Source organism: Calothrix sp. PCC 6303 (genome assembly GCF_000317435.1).
In the GTDB taxonomy this organism is placed as follows: Bacteria; Cyanobacteriota; Cyanobacteriia; order Cyanobacteriales; family Nostocaceae; genus PCC-6303.
The window spans coordinates 6,202,407-6,220,655 of the sequence record NC_019751.1 but is presented as its reverse complement, the minus strand read 5'-3'; the positions used below and the strand labels follow the sequence as shown (position 1 = coordinate 6,220,655).

The 18,249-nt window shown below is 37.9% G+C and carries 12 protein-coding genes; 6 read left to right on the top strand and 6 right to left on the bottom strand.

Annotated elements, in window-relative coordinates; all coding sequences use genetic code 11:
• Window positions 1-4: 4 nt before the first annotated feature.
• From hrmK to lipA, 3 genes are all read right to left on the bottom strand, one after another.
• Window positions 5-1,843, bottom strand: coding sequence for a hybrid histidine kinase/response regulator HrmK (gene hrmK, locus CAL6303_RS25240; protein ID WP_015200674.1), 1,839 nt, complete (start codon window positions 1,841-1,843; stop codon window positions 5-7).
• 485 nt (window positions 1,844-2,328) lie between these two features.
• The gene (gene psaX / locus CAL6303_RS25235; RefSeq protein WP_015200673.1) at window positions 2,329-2,463 is read right to left on the bottom strand and encodes a photosystem I protein PsaX; all 135 of its coding nucleotides are present in this window, start codon (window positions 2,461-2,463) and stop codon (window positions 2,329-2,331) included.
• Window positions 2,464-2,594: 131 nt separating this feature from the next.
• A complete protein-coding gene (gene lipA / locus CAL6303_RS25230; RefSeq protein ID WP_015200672.1) occupies window positions 2,595-3,524 on the bottom strand; it encodes a lipoyl synthase in 930 nt (309 codons plus the stop codon).
• 444 nt (window positions 3,525-3,968) lie between these two features.
• Between lipA and CAL6303_RS25225 the strand changes: the two genes are divergently transcribed.
• Complete coding sequence (locus CAL6303_RS25225) at window positions 3,969-4,550, top strand: response regulator (RefSeq protein ID WP_015200671.1); 582 nt, start codon at window positions 3,969-3,971, stop codon at window positions 4,548-4,550.
• 181 nt (window positions 4,551-4,731) lie between these two features.
• Window positions 4,732-10,485 carry an ATP-binding sensor histidine kinase gene (locus tag CAL6303_RS25220; RefSeq protein ID WP_015200670.1) on the top strand — a complete coding sequence of 1,918 codons (5,754 nt, stop codon included), beginning with the start codon at window positions 4,732-4,734 and terminating at the stop codon, window positions 10,483-10,485.
• A 137-nt stretch (window positions 10,486-10,622) separates the two neighbouring features.
• Here the strand turns inward: CAL6303_RS25220 and CAL6303_RS25215 are convergent, their stop codons facing one another.
• The 3 genes from CAL6303_RS25215 to CAL6303_RS25205 all read right to left on the bottom strand — a co-directional run bounded on the left by CAL6303_RS25215 (window position 10,623) and on the right by CAL6303_RS25205 (window position 13,652).
• Complete coding sequence (locus tag CAL6303_RS25215; protein WP_041739964.1) at window positions 10,623-12,338, bottom strand: NAD(P)/FAD-dependent oxidoreductase; 1,716 nt, start codon at window positions 12,336-12,338, stop codon at window positions 10,623-10,625.
• Window positions 12,339-12,487: 149 nt separating this feature from the next.
• Window positions 12,488-12,670 carry a hypothetical protein gene (locus CAL6303_RS25210; RefSeq protein WP_015200668.1) on the bottom strand — a complete coding sequence of 61 codons (183 nt, stop codon included), beginning with the start codon at window positions 12,668-12,670 and terminating at the stop codon, window positions 12,488-12,490.
• A 235-nt stretch (window positions 12,671-12,905) separates the two neighbouring features.
• The gene (locus CAL6303_RS25205; RefSeq protein ID WP_015200667.1) at window positions 12,906-13,652 is read right to left on the bottom strand and encodes a hypothetical protein; all 747 of its coding nucleotides are present in this window, start codon (window positions 13,650-13,652) and stop codon (window positions 12,906-12,908) included.
• Between the two features lie 464 nt (window positions 13,653-14,116).
• Between CAL6303_RS25205 and CAL6303_RS25200 the strand changes: the two genes are divergently transcribed.
• From CAL6303_RS25200 to CAL6303_RS25185, 4 genes are all read left to right on the top strand, one after another.
• Window positions 14,117-15,136: a daunorubicin resistance protein DrrA family ABC transporter ATP-binding protein gene (locus tag CAL6303_RS25200; protein WP_015200666.1), complete on the top strand. Its 1,020-nt coding sequence runs from the start codon at window positions 14,117-14,119 to the stop codon at window positions 15,134-15,136.
• 144 nt (window positions 15,137-15,280) lie between these two features.
• Complete coding sequence (locus CAL6303_RS25195) at window positions 15,281-16,159, top strand: ABC transporter permease (RefSeq protein WP_015200665.1); 879 nt, start codon at window positions 15,281-15,283, stop codon at window positions 16,157-16,159.
• Between the two features lie 47 nt (window positions 16,160-16,206).
• Window positions 16,207-16,539, top strand: coding sequence for a hypothetical protein (locus CAL6303_RS25190; RefSeq protein WP_015200664.1), 333 nt, complete (start codon window positions 16,207-16,209; stop codon window positions 16,537-16,539).
• A 232-nt stretch (window positions 16,540-16,771) separates the two neighbouring features.
• On the top strand, window positions 16,772-18,163 hold the full coding sequence (locus CAL6303_RS25185; protein WP_015200663.1) for a malic enzyme-like NAD(P)-binding protein: 1,392 nt from the start codon (window positions 16,772-16,774) through the stop codon (window positions 18,161-18,163).
• Window positions 18,164-18,249 lie beyond the last annotated feature (86 nt).

Genomic DNA, 18,249 nt, shown 5'->3' with positions numbered 1-18,249 from the left:
GAGTTTAATCTGATCCTTCCCCTTCCAACTGAGTTAACATTAGGTGTTTTTTGACTAATTTTTCCAATAATGGTAATTCAATTGGTTTAGAGACATAATCGTCAACACCAGAAGCTAAACAAATTTCTCGATCGCCTTTCATTGCCATCGCGGTTTGGACTATGATCGGTATACTGCCATATTTTGGGTGTTGGCGCAAATCTTGGACAACATCTAAAGCATTTGCATTATTTAAGTAAACATCAAGTAAAAGCACTGCTGGGTGAATCTGACTTAAAGCATCCCACATTTGAGCAATGCTTTTGACCCATGTCACCTGATATCCAAATCGCTGGAAATAAATTTGGATAAGCTTACCATTAGGAATATCATCTTCTACTAACAAAATCTGGGCAGAATTTCCAGAATTCAAAAAATCAGGAGAATGAGTGGAAAAATTATTAATGTTATCTTGATTAGCTGTATCTTTATTGCTACTGGTGTCGGCTAAATTTGATGCAGATTCACGATCAAGGGGAAGTACAATTGTAAAGCGTGAACCTTGATCAATTTCAGATTCCACTTCTACCCAACCGTGGTGAAGTTCTGCAAGTCTTCTGGTAACGACTAATCCTAATCCGGTACCTTCTTCACGACTAACTAAATCATTGCTAATTTGTGAGTAGGGTTTGAATAATTCAGATTGAAATTCTTTGGGTATACCTGTACCTGTATCCCAAACTGTAAAATAAACCTGTTGACCATCGATTCTTACTTTTAACCCGACTGTTCCCTTATTTGTGAATTTCAAAGCATTGAAAAGCAAATTTAGCAGCATTTGCTTCAATCGCAATGAATCGGCGACAATTGTGTCAATATTTTCGTCTAACTCAATTCGTAGCTGTAACCCCTGACTAGCTGCTTTTTCTTTAACCAAAGCAAAAATATTTCGACATAAAGAGGGGATTTCGATAGTTTCCCACTGAATTTCTAGCTGATTTGCTTCAATTTTCGATAAATCTAAAATATCGTTAATTAAAGCTAAAAGGTGTTTGCCGCTAGAATGAATTATGGTTAGATATTCTTGATGGCGATCGCGCTCTGGCTCAAAGCCTTGTACCGAAAGCAAATGTGTAAAGCCCAAAATCGAACTTAACGGTGTGCGAATTTCATGACTAGTGTTAGCTAAGAATTGATTCTTAAGCTGGTTTGTATGTACTAGCTCTTGGTTAAAATATTCCAGCTGTTGAGATAACTGTTGGGATGTTTGAAACTTATATAACTGTGATAATCCCGAAGCATATTGTTGGGCAGCACGGGTAATTAATTGAGATATATAGGTTTGGGGAACAATTTCTTGTTCTGCCAAAATAGTAGTTTGGGGTAAATTCGCAACAATTAACCAGGCAATGGTACCACCGGATTCAGACATAATTGCAAATGCCTGAGATGATTTTTGAAGCAAATATTCTAAATTATTATAACTAATTTGATTATTCTGTTGTAGCTGTTGGTCATTATCATCTAAATTCCAACACAAAGTCAGTGAATCCAGGGATGGAAAAGCATGATAAATTCGGCACAGATCCATTTGAGGATGTGCCAATGCGATCGCTGCCTGAGTTTTAGCTAACACACTGTTAAGTTCGTCCACCACCATCTGGAAAAAATCAGCTTCTATCGCTCCTAATAACTGCCCTTGAACTGAAAAAGCCGATACTAGATGTTTCTGTAAACGAGACTGTAGTTGGTTTAAGCTACTTTCTAGCCATAGTTCTACGCGAAGTCGCTGAATTTCCGTCAAAGTTGTGGTTGTCGCATCTACTGGTGAATTCTGTTCTGGTAAACTGGAATATTGCTGCATGGTCAACTCGACCGTTGGACAAATTTAACTTTGCACATAAAAGTGCATAGAGATTTCTTATGTATATTAACGTACAATTATATATTTATAAGCTAAAACCCAAAGTGTCAATTGTGACTTAGATCTTAAATATGATTGTATAGCATCACATAAGGGGGTTTTGTCAAGGAAACTTAAGACAAAATAATCAGCAAAAAAATATAATTACCGAGAAACTAAAAAATTCACAATAGCCATCTTGAAATCGTCCTCGCTAGATAAAAATCTAAAACCCTTGTTGTTCAATACTTTAGAAAATTTAGCATTAGGTTTGGTTGAGCAATAAAACCCAAGGCAGATTAATTTTATCTTTCCAAAGTGATACAAAAGGGATATTTATCGATGCACAAGATCGTAGTCGATCGTTGAGATTTCTAAAATTTATATATCTGTAGAAGCAAGCAGAGATGTTACATTTGTACATCTCCACTCGCTCCTAATTAAAACTACGGATTAATGACCTTGAAATACATTGCCGCTACAAGGAAGTTAACTGCTAACAAAAGAACAGAAACCAAGGTACGGAAAGGATATGGGGATTTTGCTCCAGTTTGAGCTACATCAGCACCAGCTTTCGCCATAATGTTGTCTCCTCATAAAAAGACTTAAGGACTTCTTAAGAAATACCAAATAGCTGCCATCTTTGGCAAAACTCGTTAGAAATATTTGTGTTTGAGAATATGGATTAGATATACGAATACTCTAATCCCTCCTATTCTATCCCGGCATGATAAGAACTACGAACTAGGGGAGCAGAGCGAACATGACTAAAACCCATTTTTCGAGCAATTACACCTAGTTCTGTAAACTCTGCGGGAGTCCAGTATTTTTGGACAGGTAAATGTTCCATTGACGGACGCATATACTGTCCTAGGGTAATGCGATCGCATTCCACCTTCCGCAGGTCTAACATCGCTTCTATCACCTCTTCTTTGGTTTCACCATGTCCCAACATCAAACCTGATTTTGTTGGTACTGTGGGGTCAATCTCCTTGACAATTGCCAGCACCGACAGGGAACGATCGTATTTTGCTCCTCGACGCACTTTCGGTGTCAATCGTTGCACAGTCTCAATGTTATGGTTATAACAAGCAGGTTTAACCTTCACTACAGATGAGATGCGATCGCGCCAGCGAACTGAAAGTTCATCCCGCCAATCAAGAGAAGCATTCCCCCTACTCCCTCCATAAAAATCAGGAGTCAACACTTCAATTTGCGTATCTGGATTCAGCAACCGAATATTTTCTATAGTCTTGACAAAATGCCCCGCACCCTGATCAGGCAAATCATCCCGCGCTACCGAAGTCAACACAACATATTGCAATCCTAAAAGCCTAACTGATTCCGCCACCTTTCTGGGTTCGTCTGCATCCAGAGGCATCGGCGCATGACCCTTATCTACTTGACAAAAAGCACAAGCCCTAGTGCAGGTTGCCCCCATCAACAAAAAACTAGCAGTTTTTTGGGCATAGCACTCACCTCGATTTGGGCAACGTCCTTCCTCGCAAATCGTATGAATTTGCCGCTGCTTAACAATCCGCTGCACCGTCGAAAGTTCACTTGCTTTACCAATAGGACGGCGTAACCAAGAAGGCATCGCCAAAATTTCTGACTTCAGTTGAGTATCACCTGAAAAGGTCATAAAAAAAGAATAATTACTTACTTGCACACTACTAGTCTGTCAGATTCATCATCAAATCGAAATACGGAGAGCATCCTGTTTTGGGAGAAATACCCTAGTGGTCTGTCCCATTAATTCTGAAGGATGTAGAGACGTAGGATTGCGGATGTGTACATAAAATTGAGAGACTACTAAAAGGGTGTCGTGACTCAAATAACGGCTACCCTAGCCTAGGGCAACGCCAAGGGCGAACGACTAAGCTCAGGGTGGTCTGATCAGTACAGCTTGCTCGATTTCTCTTACAAACTCAGTCTCTTTACGGCTGGGTTACTGACATTTGCTTTAAGTTTTCCTAGAATATACTATCCCCCAATCAGTGTAAATTTTGTATATAGTGGGAGAATTCAATCGTATTATTGTTGAATTCTCCATCCAAACCTAAAATATCTGTTAGAGCAATCAGTCGTGGCAAGTAACAAAATTCTAGTTATTGATGACACCACCGTGGTCAGGGTAAAAGTAAGAGAAATGTTACCTCCGGGAAACTTCCAAGTTTTGGAAGCGAAGGACGGTATCGAAGGGCTAAACCTAATCCGTCAGGAAAAACTTAGCCTGATCATGTTAGACTTTTTATTGCCCAAGATGAGTGGTTGGGAAGTTTTTCAGCAAATTCAAGCCCAACCGGAATTGAGAAAAATTCCCCTAGTAGTCATGTCTGGTCGCAGAGAAGAAGTTGCCGAAAAAATCTCTGAATCTTTTGATGATTTTGAGTTTTTAGGAAAACCTTTCGACCAAAAACAACTAATTAGTGCCATTAAAGCAGCAATGGCAAAGGCGAAGCAGCCCCGTCAAGATAAGACTCAAAGTGTTGCAAATACAACTAAAAATGGCAACGTATCTGTACCAACTGGAATTGTAACTCCTGCAACTTCCTCTACCGACATCCAGGCATTAAATGAAAAAATAAATAAAATGCAAGCAGAAATTGACAGTTTGAAAAAACAATTAACTCAAGTTGTTACCTTTATTAAACAGAAAGTCAAGTAGCATCTGCATCAAGACTATGTTTGTTTTAGAATCAAAAAGCCTGCGATTGCAGGCTTTTTTGTTTGGAAATGTTTATTAAAATTCAAAAAAAGTTATTTTGCAGAACCCTTTTGATATATTAATCGATATGTAGTGTTAATTTTGGGGAATACTAGTCCACAGAACTAATTGTGGCAAAAAAATGTTGATACCACTAGATCAAATTGTTCAAATTCCCGGTTATCGTGTCATCGAAGAGATATACTCCGGCTTAAAAACCATAGTTTACCGGGGTATTACAGTTGAAGAAGAAAAGCCTGTTGTTATTAAAGTCTTAAGGAACGAATTTCCGACCTTCAACGAAGTTACTCAATTTCGTAGTCAATACACCATAATTAAAAATCTAGATATTCAAGGCATTGTTAGAGGTTCTGCGCTTGTAAATTATCGCAATGCCTTTGCTTTGGTAATGGATGACTTCGGTGGTGTTTCGTTACGTGAGTGGATCCAAAATGATCGCACTAAAGGAAAACCCCGCCGCAAAATCAAAACTTCCGAAATTTCCGGGAGTGATTCTGGATTATCATTATCAAGAGTTCCAACAGATTGGGATATAGCCTTCCTCAACCGATCAAAAGCTATATTTTCTCTCAGTGATTTTTTAACTATTGCTATTCAAATTGCTTCTACTCTCGATTTTTTACATCACAAGCGGGTAATTCATAAAGATATTAAGCCAGGAAATATTTTAATTAAACCCACAACTCTAGAAGTACAAATAATTGATTTTAGTCTTTCTTCTGTTCTACCCCCAGGAACCAAAGCTTTAGAGGTTTCTGAGATTCTAGAAGGAACACTTGGATATATATCACCTGAACAAACAGGACGAATGAGTCGAGGTGTAGATCCTCGAACAGACTTTTATTCTCTAGGTGTGACATTTTTTGAATTATTGACAGGAAAATTACCTTTCACAACCACAGATCCGACACAACTGATCTATTGCCACCTCGCTAAAAATGCACCAAGCGTCCGTAGTCTGAATCCAGAAGTTCCTGCACTGTTATCAGCAATTATTTCTAAGCTGATGGCAAAAAATCCCGAAGATCGTTACCAAAGTGCCATCGGCTTAAAAAGCGATTTAGAAGAATGCTTTTGTCATTGGTGCGAAAGTGGAAAAATACCCAACTTTGAATTAGCTCAGAAAGACATAAGCGATCGCTTTGTCATTCCAACCAAGCTTTATAGCCGTGAAGCAGAAATAAGTACGATTCTCAAGGCTTTTGAGCGAATTCAGCAAGGAAACACAGAAATGATTCTGGTTAATGGACTTGCAGGAGTTGGTAAGACAAGTGTTGTCCAGGCAGTTCATAAGCCTATTATCAAACAAGAAAGCTACTTTATTAAAGGTAAATTTGAAGAATCCAAACAGCAGATTCCTTTTTCAGCCTTCCTGCAAGCATTTAGTGATCTGGCAGTACAAATCCTCTCCGAAACAGATATTCAAATCCAGGAATGGAGAACAAAGATTTTCTTAGAGCTAGGAAAACAGACTCAAATCCTAACTCATTTAGTACCCGAATTAGAAATTCTTATTGGTAAACAAGCACAGTATACTGAAGCTTTAGAAATTACTTCCAAAGATACGATTTACAATTTATTTCAAAACTTTATTTATATATTTGCTACTACCGAACATCCATTAGTTATTTTCCTTGATGACTTGCAATTTATGGATGCTGATTCTCTAAAATTAATTCATATTTTATTACGGGAGAATGAGAAAAATAATCAGAAAGTTAGCTCATTATCTACACCATTTTTAGGAGACACAGATCAAAGTATTCGTATTTCTCTACTAATAATCGGGGCATATCAAGAATCAGAAAACAATAGCGATTCTTTAGAAGAATTAGCAATAGAAGAACTTCAAAATATTGATCAATACGTTACTGTCATTAACATTGAACCTTTGAGCCCAGGTGATTTAAATAAACTTATATCAAAAACCATTCGCCACTCAGAATCATCGACGGAATTTTTAACGCAAATGATTTTTGCTAAAACTGAGGGAAATCCACGCCTAGTTCATAATTTCCTCAAATCATTACATCAAGATAAACTCATAAATTTTAACTTCGACCTGTATCAATGGCAGTATGATATTAGCAAAATTCAAAATCAATCTCTCAGCAGTGATGTGATTGAATTAATGATATCTAAGCTACATAAATTGCCGAAAGATACAAAAAAACTATTGTTTTTAGCTGCTTGCTTGGGTAATCAATTTGACTTATTTACATTGTCTGTAGCATTTGAAAAAGATGCTTTAGAGACATCTGCGGAATTATGGGTAGCCCTTTTAGATGGATTGATAATTTCTAAAGAAAAAACGAACAATGAGTTAGAAAATAGTCCTAATTTTCCGAATAAAGGAGAAAATCAGGAATCTCTCGCATCTCAACAATCTCAGCTAATTGACATCTTATATTCAGCCTCAGAAGTAGCAAATTATCACTTTATTCACGAAGATATTAAAAAAGCTGCCTACTCATTAGTAGATGAAAGTGAAATAAATGCAATACACTTACGCATTGGATACGATTTATTAAATAGAGTTCCTGTTCAAGAACGTGAAGAGAAAATTTTTATTTTGGTAAATCAATTTAATCATTCTCTATCACTAATTACAGATCAAGATGAACGCTATGGACTAGCAGAAATGAATTTAGTTGCTGGATGCAAAGCATTATTATTTAATGCCAATATAGCAGCATCAGAATATCTCATGATAGGTATTGAATTACTACCTCCAGATTGCTGGCAAGTACGTTATCAAATGGTATTCGATTTACATGAAACAGCAGCTAGAGCAACATATTTAGCTGGTGATTTTGAAAAGAGCGATAAATTCATCAAAATAGTTATAAACAACGCTCTAACACTTGTAGAAAAAATCCAAGTTTATCAGTTAAAAATTCAGATATACAAATCTCAAAATAAGCTTAAAGATGCAATAGAATTAGGCTTAGATATTTTAAAACTATTGGGGATAGAAATACCCATAAGCCCATCTCTAGAAGAATTAGGTATGGGATTAGAAAAAACTGCATTAGCATTACTTAAAAAAGATGTTGAGCAGCTAATTGAACTACCTGACATGGTAGATCCAGAAAAACTGGCAGCTATGAATATTTTATGGAGATTATTACCACCTAGCTATCAGTACAATCAGAATTTATTTGCTTTATTAGTGTTAGAAAAAGTAAATACTTCACTAAAGTATGGTAACTGCGGGGCTTCAGCGCTATCTTATAATGCATATGCAATCTTAATGATTAATATCTATGGAGATATTGAATTGGCTAGTAAATTTGCTAAATTGGCATTACAAATAGTTGATAAATTCAAGGCTGATGAATTTAAGGCTGTAGTCATGTTTGTGGCGAATACTTTTATCAGGCACTGGCAAGAAAGTATTTATATAACTTCCAGGTATTTTCCAGAAATATATCAAATAAGTTTGATAAATGAAGATCTAGAACATGCTGCTTACTCAGCATATCATTACTCAGAGTACTCATTCTTCAAAGGTGAGAACTTATTAAGTATTGAGTCTAATCTACTAAAATTTCATACACAAATAGAAAGTTTGCAACAAAAATTACAATTAATATATAATCATGAACTTTGGCAAGTGGTTAGAAAGTTAATAGATAAAACAGAGAATTATTTGAATACTAGTATTTTAGTGGATTCAAGCAATGATAATAAGCAAATTAATTTTTATCATAATCTTTATCAACTAGTATTCTGTTATATTGCGGGAGATTACAAATTAGCCTTAAAATATGTAATTGCAGGAGCAGAAGATTTAGCGTCTGTTGCTGGACAATTAACATTTGTCATTTTTAATGCATATAGTTCTCTGACAATGCTAGCGATGTACGCAAATGCTAATGCATTAGAACAAATAGAAATTCTAGCCAAAGTAAATGAAAATCAGGAGAAACTAAAAACATGGGCAGATAGCGCTCCTATGAACTACCTAAATAAATATTATTTAGTGGAAGCAGAGAAGGCAAGAATTTTAGGGAATCAATTAGCAGCGATGGAACTGTACGATCTAGCGATACAATTTGCTAAAGATTCCCAGTTTACTCACGAGGAGGCATTAGCAAATGAGCTAGCGGGTAAATTTTATCTCGAATTGAAGAGAGAAAAAATTGCTCAAGCTTATTTAAATGATGCTTACTATGCTTATATTCGTTGGGGAGCTAAGATTAAAGTTGATGATTTGGCAAAACGCTACCCACAGTTACTTACTAATCTAATTCAACAAGAAAGTCAGAATTTAGAAGCAGCAGAAAAGGAAAATTTAATTGCGAATATTCCAAGGATTGTAACTGTTGACAATGATTATTTAGCAAGTTCACAGTCTAGTTTGAGTTATTCCCTAGATTTAGCTGCTGTAATTAAAACATCCCAAGCTCTTTCTGGGGAAATTGATTTAGAAAAGCTGTTAACAGTGTTAATGGATGTTGTTAAGGAGAATGCAGGAGCATCAAAATGCATTTTACTCTTAACTGATACCGACAGTTCAGACTTCACAATTGCGGCGATTAGCTCCAATTCGGCACCAACATCAATGCTCACAAATTTTTCTTTAGCTAATTTGGAGTCGCATTATGACATTCCTACTAAGATAATTAATTACGTTAAGCGGACTAATGAAATTTGGTTAATTGATGATGTGATGGCAGACGCAGGACTAGCTAGTAATAATTGCATTGCTCGTTGTTCACTAAAAAGCATTCTCTGTATGCCAATTCTTAACAAGTCAAAAACAATTGGTATTTTTTACTTAGATAATAATTTAATCACTAATGCATTTACACGCGATCGCATTGAGATTTTAAAGCTCTTAATTAGTCAAGCGGCAATATCGTTGGAGAATGCAATACTTTACAAAAATTTGACCGAGGCTAAAGAAAATCTTGAAAAATATAACTCTACTCTCGAAATTAAGGTTGAAGAAAGAACCCAAGAAATCAATGAGAAAAATCATAAATTAGAGCAAGCTCTCCAGGATTTACAAAATGCTCAATCTCAACTAATCCAAAGTGAAAAAATGTCTGGTCTTGGTCAAATGGTGGCAGGAATAGCCCATGAAATAAATAACCCAATTAATTTTATTCATGGTAATACAGATCATGCTACTGGCTACGTTCAAGATTTACTTGAATTAGTTAATCTCTATAGAGAAGAATATCCAGAACCTTCATGTGTAATTAACGAAAAGGCTGGGGAGATTGATCTAGATTTTATATTTAAAGATTTACCAGATCTGTTAAATTCCATGAAAATTGGTAGTTCACGTATACGCAATATAATTCTAGGTTTACGAAATTTTTCTCGGTTGGACGAATCAGAGATGAAACCTGTTGATATTCATGAAGGTATTGATAGTACTTTGATGATTTTGCAACATCGTTTAAAAAATAAAACAGAAATATATGATCCAAGTAAAGGAAATTCAGAGATAGAAATTGTTAAGGAATATGGGCAGCTTCCTCCAATTACTTGTTACGCTTGCCAGATGAATCAAGTATTTATGAATATCTTGAGTAATTCTATACATGCACTTGAAGAGTCGATCAAGAATAAAACTTTAGTAGATGAGCCAAAAATCTGGATTAAAACAGAAATCTTTGATTCGCATACACTGAAAATCAGATTTATTGATAATGGATGTGGAATTAAGCCAGAGGTGAAGAACAAGATTTTTGACCCATTTTTTACGACAAAACCTGTTGGGAGTGGTACTGGATTAGGCTTATCTATAAGTTATCAAATTATTGTTGATAAGCATAATGGAAAAGTGATATGTAATTCTACTCCGGGAGAGGGAACAGAGTTTATTATCGAAATACCGATTCAGCCATATCAGAATTAGCCGCTATCGCATCTACCGCCTATTTTTAAGGGACTTTGCGGGTTTAAGTCCCCTGCCTCTACAGGCAGCATGTTTTGTGTCGGAGTAAAATCTCCGTTACAAAACATACTTATTACTCATTACTCATTACTCATTTTTTAATCTCTACTGGTGTGAACTAATTGCCCTTCCATGGGAATAGAGATGTTTAATGCAGGTTTATCAGGGTTGAGGGTTGCATTAACCCATCCTTCTGTCACCATTACTTCTAAACAACCTAGTGCTTGATTGAGTGCAACTTGAGCATGTTGAGGAGAAAAACGGGTTTTAAATACTGCAATTAAGTGTTGGTAAATTTGTTGGATATCTGAAGTTCGACCTAGAATTTCAATTAGCAACCCATAAAAGCCTGTGACAGGTAAACGATATTTATCTCTGAGATATGATTCTATTTTGTTAATTTCTCCATTTGCGTATGTTGCTAAATATTCTTTAGTTGCTGTTGCCAGGTTGAGCTCAAATATATTAAAACCACTTACTTCCCAAGGAATTTGTTGTTGGGAGAAACGCTGCATGACTTGCTTCATTGAACCTAGATCAAACCCAGCGATAACAGCTTGCCCAACAATATCGTTAGTGAAACCACCTTGAGCTAACCATCTGAATGCTTCATCGGGGTTTAATTCCAAACCAGCATCTTGGGCAATTGTTCGAGAATGTTCTTTTAAGTCTGTGAATTGACCATTTGCTGCATACCAATAGTCAGCAAATCGAATGTGCTGCTGGATGCGTCTACGTTGGTTTTGATCATATTGGTTTTTGAGCCAATTAGATTCGTGGCGATTTTGATCCAGTGCGACAATTGTGTAAGCTAGTTCACGGGCACCAACATGAGTTAAAGTCATCCCTGCGGCTAAGATTGGATCGGCAAATCCTGCTGCTTCACCAACTAAAAACCAGTTATCACCTACAGTGCGTTCAGAAATAAATGACCAATCTTTGGTTGTTTCTATTTCACCGCGACAACTAGCATTGGTAATTAATTTAGATATTCGAGGTTCACTAGCGATCGCTTCGTGATAAATTTCTGTAGCTGATTTTTTCAGGTTTTTGTAGTGTTCTGCTGGACAAATAAAGCCAATACTGGTGCGTTCTGGTCCAAGAGGAATAAACCAAATCCACCCATGTGGTAAACTCATAACCTGTACACGAGTTCCACCAACACCAATTTCTACCGCCCATTCAGCATTTGTCCAGTAATCCCAAATGGCGATATTTTGTAGCTGCGTCGGGCAATTGGTTTCCACTCCCAAAGCTTTGCGTAGTATACCTACATGACCGGAAGCGTCAACATAATAGCGTGCGGTTATTGTTTCACCGGAACTGAGATGTAAACCGCTGATGCGATCGCTTACTGGTTCTAAATCTACTTTGGTGACAGCAGTTTGCTCACGAACTTCACACCCCATCTCTTCGGCATGACGCAGCAGAATCTCATCATAAATTTCCCTATCTACTTGAAATGCTGTTTGTTTGCGTTGTCCCTCATATCTTGCTGGACGTGCCTCTTCTCTAAATTCCTCGTCCTTTAAAAAATTAAAATCCCAAGGTTGAGAATCTTGTCCCCAGCGATATGTAGAACCAACTTTGATGGGAAAATTTGCAGCTTCTACTTTATCCCAGCATCCCATCTCTGCTAAAACTTCGCTGACTTGAGGCAGTTGACTTTCACCAACATGGGGACGTGGAAACTTTTCTTTCTCTAAAATTAAAACTCGTAATTGGGGGCTATATTTTTTCAAAAGTGTTGCTGTTGTACTACCAGCAGGACCGCCACCTATAATTACAACATCATAATGCTGATTCATGACCATATAAATTTAGACTTCAATTGATTGCGAACAAGCTTTCCGTGCGACAACATTTGCGATAAATAAATGCACTAAATAGATGCACTTACCAAGGAAATCTATTTAGTGCAGAATTTTGTTAACCACTTAGAATCTGAAATCAGATTTTAAGTTTAAACAGCTAAATTAAGTTTGGGTTCTTCTTTCAATGTGTGAGAAATATCTAATGTTTCTGTCCATGTGTGAGAAATATCTAATGTTTCTGTCCATGTGTGAGAAATATCTAATGTTTCTGTCCATGTGTGAGAAATATCTAATGTTTCTGTCGAAGTCGAGGAAAGTGATAAATTATCCATAATAAAACTCCAGAAAGTTAGATGGGGAACTGGTAAATGCTATACATAATAGAGACATCTCTGGAAAAGAATTATTCATCGTAATATTAATAGTTCATTTAGAAGAAGAGCACTGCTACATTTCTAAATTTTTTCAAGAGGTGTCTAATAGATTGAGCCTTATTCTAGGCTAGAATTATTGAAATTAGAGAACTAAATTTGATTCATAACCAGTCACAAATATAAAATATATAATTTATGCTCGCGCTAACAATTCAGTTTCAGAAGATTTAAACAAAGGTTGACTTTGTTCGTACTTTTTAGCAAGTTTCAGGCATATATCTAGAAACTCGTTAAAGATATCAAATACACATTCAACTAATTCAATTGCTGCGATTCTTTGCTCTTGCGTGATCTTTAAGCCTCTAAGATAGCTTTCGGCTTCATCAAATCCGTGTATGTGCTTTTGCTCTGTTTCTGCTCTGCTGTGAGCTTTTCCAAAGTAGTTATAGTTATGCTTCGTCAGTTTTTGTAACTCATTTGTTACTTCTGCAAAAGTAGAAAAACCAACATATGCGGTTGCTTCAACAGCATCAATAACTGCAAGTTTCAAAACTATGTCTTTTTGATTTGCACAAGTAATCAAGTCATATGACAAGTGCCGTATACGCTCTATTTCAGAACTCCAGAGGAATCCTAAAACATCTGCATATTTTAGTGAAGAATTAAAACCCAGTTTTTGTAAATCTTGGAGGTACCATAACACATGACGACTCTCTTCAGTAGCATAACGGTTAATATGCTCGTGAATTGGTTCAGTTAAATGTTTCTCAAAAATTGCATAGGAAAATACATCCTTAAAGCCCATTAGAAATGGTGCAGCATATGGTACCCAAACAAATTTTTTTCTGGGATCAATATTCTTATCTTGCATAAATTCAAAGAATGGTGCTTTAGCAAACTCTTCTTTTCTTTGATTTACTAAATCGAGGATTTCTTTCACTACAAACCTCTTTAGTTTTACCTATGTAGATAAAATACTAAGTGATGTCTAAGAAAGTTGTAAAGTACTTAATTATACTTATTCCATTTATTATCCTTAAGGAGAAAAATTAAAATATACGGCAAAATACGGAAAATATACGGAAAATATCGAAAATATACGTGAAATTACCATAAATACATACAAAATATTGTCATGAATTATCATGGTAAGTTGATATATGTTTATTTATTCTTCATATAAAATAATATCTGGGTGTAGATGGACAAACGGTAGGTACTAACGCGAGTAAAAGACTGTGGGACTTGGACATCAGGCGTGAACGACTCTCGTCGCGCAAGCTTCGCATGTGCCGGAAACTAAGAAATTGGGATTTTTTGCTGTTGATTGCTCCACACCAACACCCAACTTCTACAATAGAGGGTAGACTCTGTTGAGATTTGTATATTTAGGACTGACATGTCATGGCTCCTGCCGTTTTCATTGAAAATCTAAAGAAGCGCTACGGCACAGTTGAAGCTGTTAAGGATGTATCTTTTCAGATTCAGCCAGGAGAAATTTTTGGGTTATTGGGTCCCAATGGTGCAGGTAAAACCACTACTCTGCGTGCCCTATGCACGCTAACAACGCCGGATGCGGGGAAAATTGAAGTTTCTGGGGTTTCGGTGATTGATAACCCTAGAATGGCAAGACAGCGCCTAGGTTATGTGGCGCAAGAAGTCGCCATCGATAAGGTTTTGACTGGTCGAGAATTGCTGCAACTACAAGGCGCGCTGTATCATTTGCCTGGGGCTATGATGAAGCAGCGAATTGATGTGATGTTGAATTTACTTGGTTTGCAGGAATACGCTGACAAAAAAACAGGTACTTATTCCGGTGGGATTCGCAAACGTTTGGATTTAGCTGCAGGTTTACTCCATTCCCCGGATGTGTTGGTACTGGATGAACCAACGGTGGGATTAGATATTGAAAGCCGTTTTATTGTGTGGGAGTTTTTACGAAAGTTGCGGGAAGCTGGAACAACAGTATTAATTACCAGCCATTATTTAGAAGAAATTGACGCATTAGCCGATAGAGTGGCAATTATAGATCGGGGAATGGTGATTGCAGCGGGTACTCCCTCCCAGCTTAAGGATAAAGTGGGAGGCGATCGCATAACTCTCAGAATCCGCGAATTTTCGCCAGTGGATGAAGCGACAAAGGCTAAAGATTTACTCACATCTTTGCCTTTTGTGCAGGAAGTAATCATCAATGCAGCACAGGGTAATTCCTTAAATTTGGTGGTGACTCCTCAAAATGATGCCTTGATTAATATTCAGCAAACCTTAAATACTGCTGGTTTACCGATGTTCGGCATTGCCCAATCTCGTCCTAGCTTAGATGATGTATATCTGGCAGCAACTGGACGCACTTTGATGGATGCTGAATTAGCAGCAGCGGGAAACCGGGATGCGAAGGCTGAGAAAAAGCAGAATATGAGATAGGGAAGAAGAAAAGGGGCAGGGAGCAGGGGAAGCAGGGAGGTAGGGGAGGTAGGGGAGGTAAGGGGAAGAGGAGGTGTGACGTTTCCAATTTTCCTCAAAATTAAATCTAAAATCTAAACAATCTAAAAACCCGAATTATTTATTATGAGCAGTACCATAACACCGCCAAAATCAGAAATCACACCACAACTTTATGATCAAACTGGTTCTAATTGGTTGGGTGATTTAGTTCAAGAAACCTTAGCCTTAACTCGTCGGTTGTTTATTCAGTTGCAGCGTCGTCCTTCTACTTTGATTGCGGGGATTATTCAACCTGTGATGTGGTTGGTTTTATTTGGTGCTTTGTTCCAAAATGCACCCAAAGGTATTTTTGGAAATACCCCAAACTACGCACAATTTCTGAGTGCAGGTGTAATTGTAATTACAGCATTTAGTGGCGCTCTGAATGCTGGATTACCAATTATGTTTGACCGGGAATTTGGCTTTTTGAACAGGCTACTGGTGGCACCTTTAGCTTCGCGGTTTTCCATTGTGTTTGCTTCAGCGATCTTTATTATTAGCCAAAGTTTGCTGCAAGCAGGCGTAATTGTGGCAGCAACGGCATTTTTGGGGGCAGGCTTACCAGATGTCGGAGGCTTGAGCGCGATCGCGTTAATTGTTTTCCTCTTGGCTCTTGGTATTACAGCACTCAGTTTGGGTTTGGCTTTTACTTTACCAGGACATATTGAGTTAATTGCGGTAATTTTCGTCACTAACCTGCCTTTGTTCTTTGCCAGCACAGCTTTAGCACCATTATCTTTTATGCCTCAGTGGCTACAAATCGTCGCTACGCTGAATCCTCTAAGTTATGCAATTGAACCCATTCGCTACCTTTATAACCACAGCAGTTGGAGTTTAGATAGTGTGGTGATGCAGGCTTTTTGGGGTGATGTTAGTTTTGGCAAAGCTTTGTTAGTGTTGTTCGGTTTCGCGGTGGTGGCATTGGTGGCTATCCAACCTCGACTTAGACAAACTCTTTCATAAAATGTAATCACAGGTTTAGTAATTTTGACAACTGGGGAATAAACTCAATGAAAATCCAAATTCTCACACTCATTGCTGGTGCTAGTTTAGCGGCTTTTGTCGCACCTGCGGCAGTTATGGCTCAATCTGCTGATTCAGCTATCAATTTGCAAAATTCTGACTCTCCCAATAGTAGCGATCCTTTTTCCCAGGGTGTTGAGCAGAGTCCTTTTAATATGTTCCAATTGATTCATAATGCTCGGTTTGGCAGTCTGAATCCAGAGTTTGCGAAGGAACAAAGTCAACAGTTGGATGATGCTGCTAGTGAGTTTCGCAAAAAGCAACAGCAGTTGATTCAGCAAAATCAACAGTTGGGTACTACCCAGACACCTAGTAAGTAATTGGTTAGGAGACGCGAGGATAAACTCGCGTCTTTTGTTTTGCAACGATAATATAATATTTTTAACGCAAAGTCTCGCAAAGGTAAGCGCAGAGAAACGCAGAGGGTTTTTGAGGGACTTTTTTTCTGGCGTTGAGGGGTTTTGGTAGAGAGGGGGGAATGAGGTTTTTAGATACTTGGATTGTTTGGTATGTGTGAATATTAATATTGAATATTAAATTCCAATACTCAGCATGGTAAATCTCACACCCAATTCGAGTTTTAGTTTGACTCTCCGTCTAGAGGTTCCCAATCGTGTGGGAATGCTGGCTTCGGTGACGCAAGCGATCGCATCCAATGGTGGTAACATTGGGCAAATAGATTTAATTGAACAAAGTCGGGCTGTTTCTACTCGTGATTTAACTGTGGATGCTTCGAGTACGGAACATGCAGAGACGATTGTTGAAGCGATTAAGGCTTTACCAGATATTAAGTTGGTTAATGTCTATGATCGCACTTTTAATTTACATCGCGGTGGCAAGATTAGTGTTTGCAGTCGGATTGAAATCAAAAGTGTTTCCGATTTGGCGATGGCGTATACTCCTGGAGTAGGTCGGATTTGTCGCGCGATCGCTGAAAATCCGGAAGAGGTGCATAATCTTACTATCAAACAAAATACTGTGGCGATTGTCACTGATGGTAGCGCTGTTTTAGGTTTGGGGAATTTGGGGGCTGAGGCTTCTTTACCTGTGATGGAGGGTAAAGCAATGCTATTTAAGGAGTTTGCCAACATTGATGCTTTCCCCATTTGTCTGGCAACTCAAGATACTGATGAAATTGTCAGAACTGTCAAAAATTTAGAGCCTGTTTTTGGTGGTGTTAATTTAGAAGATATTGCCGCACCTCGCTGTTTTGAAATTGAAGCTAGGTTACGTCAAGAATTAGATATTCCGGTATTTCATGATGATCAACATGGAACGGCGATTGTGACTTTAGCGGCACTAATCAACGCCTTGAAGCTGGTGAATAAGCCTATCAACAAGATCAGAGTCGTTATCAATGGTGCCGGGGCTGCTGGGGTCGCTGTAGCCCGATTATTGCGGAAAGCTGGGGCAGAAACTATCATCATGTGCGATTCTAAGGGGATGCTTTCGACTCAGCGCACAGATTTAACTGAAGAAAAGCTGGAGTTTGCAGTCAAAGCACAGGGATCTTTAGCTGGGGCAATTCAAGGGGCAGATGTATTTATTGGTGTTAGCGCCCCTGGTGTCCTGACTCCAGAAATGGTACGCTCAATGACAAAGGATGCAATTGTATTTGCGATGGCGAATCCAATTCCCGAAATTCAACCAGAGTTAATTATGAATGATGTGGCAGTAGTTGCCACAGGGCGTAGTGATTACCCCAACCAAATTAATAATGTGCTAGCATTTCCGGGAATTTTCCGAGGTGCTTTAGATTGTCGGGCAAAGACAATTACAACCCTAATGTGCCTTGAAGCTGCTAATGCGATCGCATCCCTTGTCAACCCCGCTGATTTGAACCGTGAACACATTATCCCATCGGTGTTTGATAAACGTGTATCACAAGTTGTAGCTGCCGCAGTTCAACGCGCAGCGCGTGAAGAAGGTATTGCCCGTCGTTAAGCGAAGTTCAATTCAGAACTTAACCTCAAATTCTGAATTCCTCCAAAGTCTCCTGTTACACTTAGAACTGACACCACAAAAAGCCC

Coding starts and splice junctions, on each gene's coding strand:
- CAL6303_RS25185 (WP_015200663.1), top strand. CDS start 16,772: ATGGTAAATCTCACACCCAATTCGAGTTTTAGTTTGACTCTCCGTCTA.
- CAL6303_RS25190 (WP_015200664.1), top strand. CDS start 16,207: ATGAAAATCCAAATTCTCACACTCATTGCTGGTGCTAGTTTAGCGGCT.
- CAL6303_RS25200 (WP_015200666.1), top strand. CDS start 14,117: ATGGCTCCTGCCGTTTTCATTGAAAATCTAAAGAAGCGCTACGGCACA.
- CAL6303_RS25195 (WP_015200665.1), top strand. CDS start 15,281: ATGAGCAGTACCATAACACCGCCAAAATCAGAAATCACACCACAACTT.
- CAL6303_RS25215 (WP_041739964.1), bottom strand. CDS start 12,338: ATGGTCATGAATCAGCATTATGATGTTGTAATTATAGGTGGCGGTCCT.
- hrmK (WP_015200674.1), bottom strand. CDS start 1,843: ATGCAGCAATATTCCAGTTTACCAGAACAGAATTCACCAGTAGATGCG.
- psaX (WP_015200673.1), bottom strand. CDS start 2,463: ATGGCGAAAGCTGGTGCTGATGTAGCTCAAACTGGAGCAAAATCCCCA.
- CAL6303_RS25210 (WP_015200668.1), bottom strand. CDS start 12,670: ATGGATAATTTATCACTTTCCTCGACTTCGACAGAAACATTAGATATT.
- lipA (WP_015200672.1), bottom strand. CDS start 3,524: ATGACCTTTTCAGGTGATACTCAACTGAAGTCAGAAATTTTGGCGATG.
- CAL6303_RS25220 (WP_015200670.1), top strand. CDS start 4,732: ATGTTGATACCACTAGATCAAATTGTTCAAATTCCCGGTTATCGTGTC.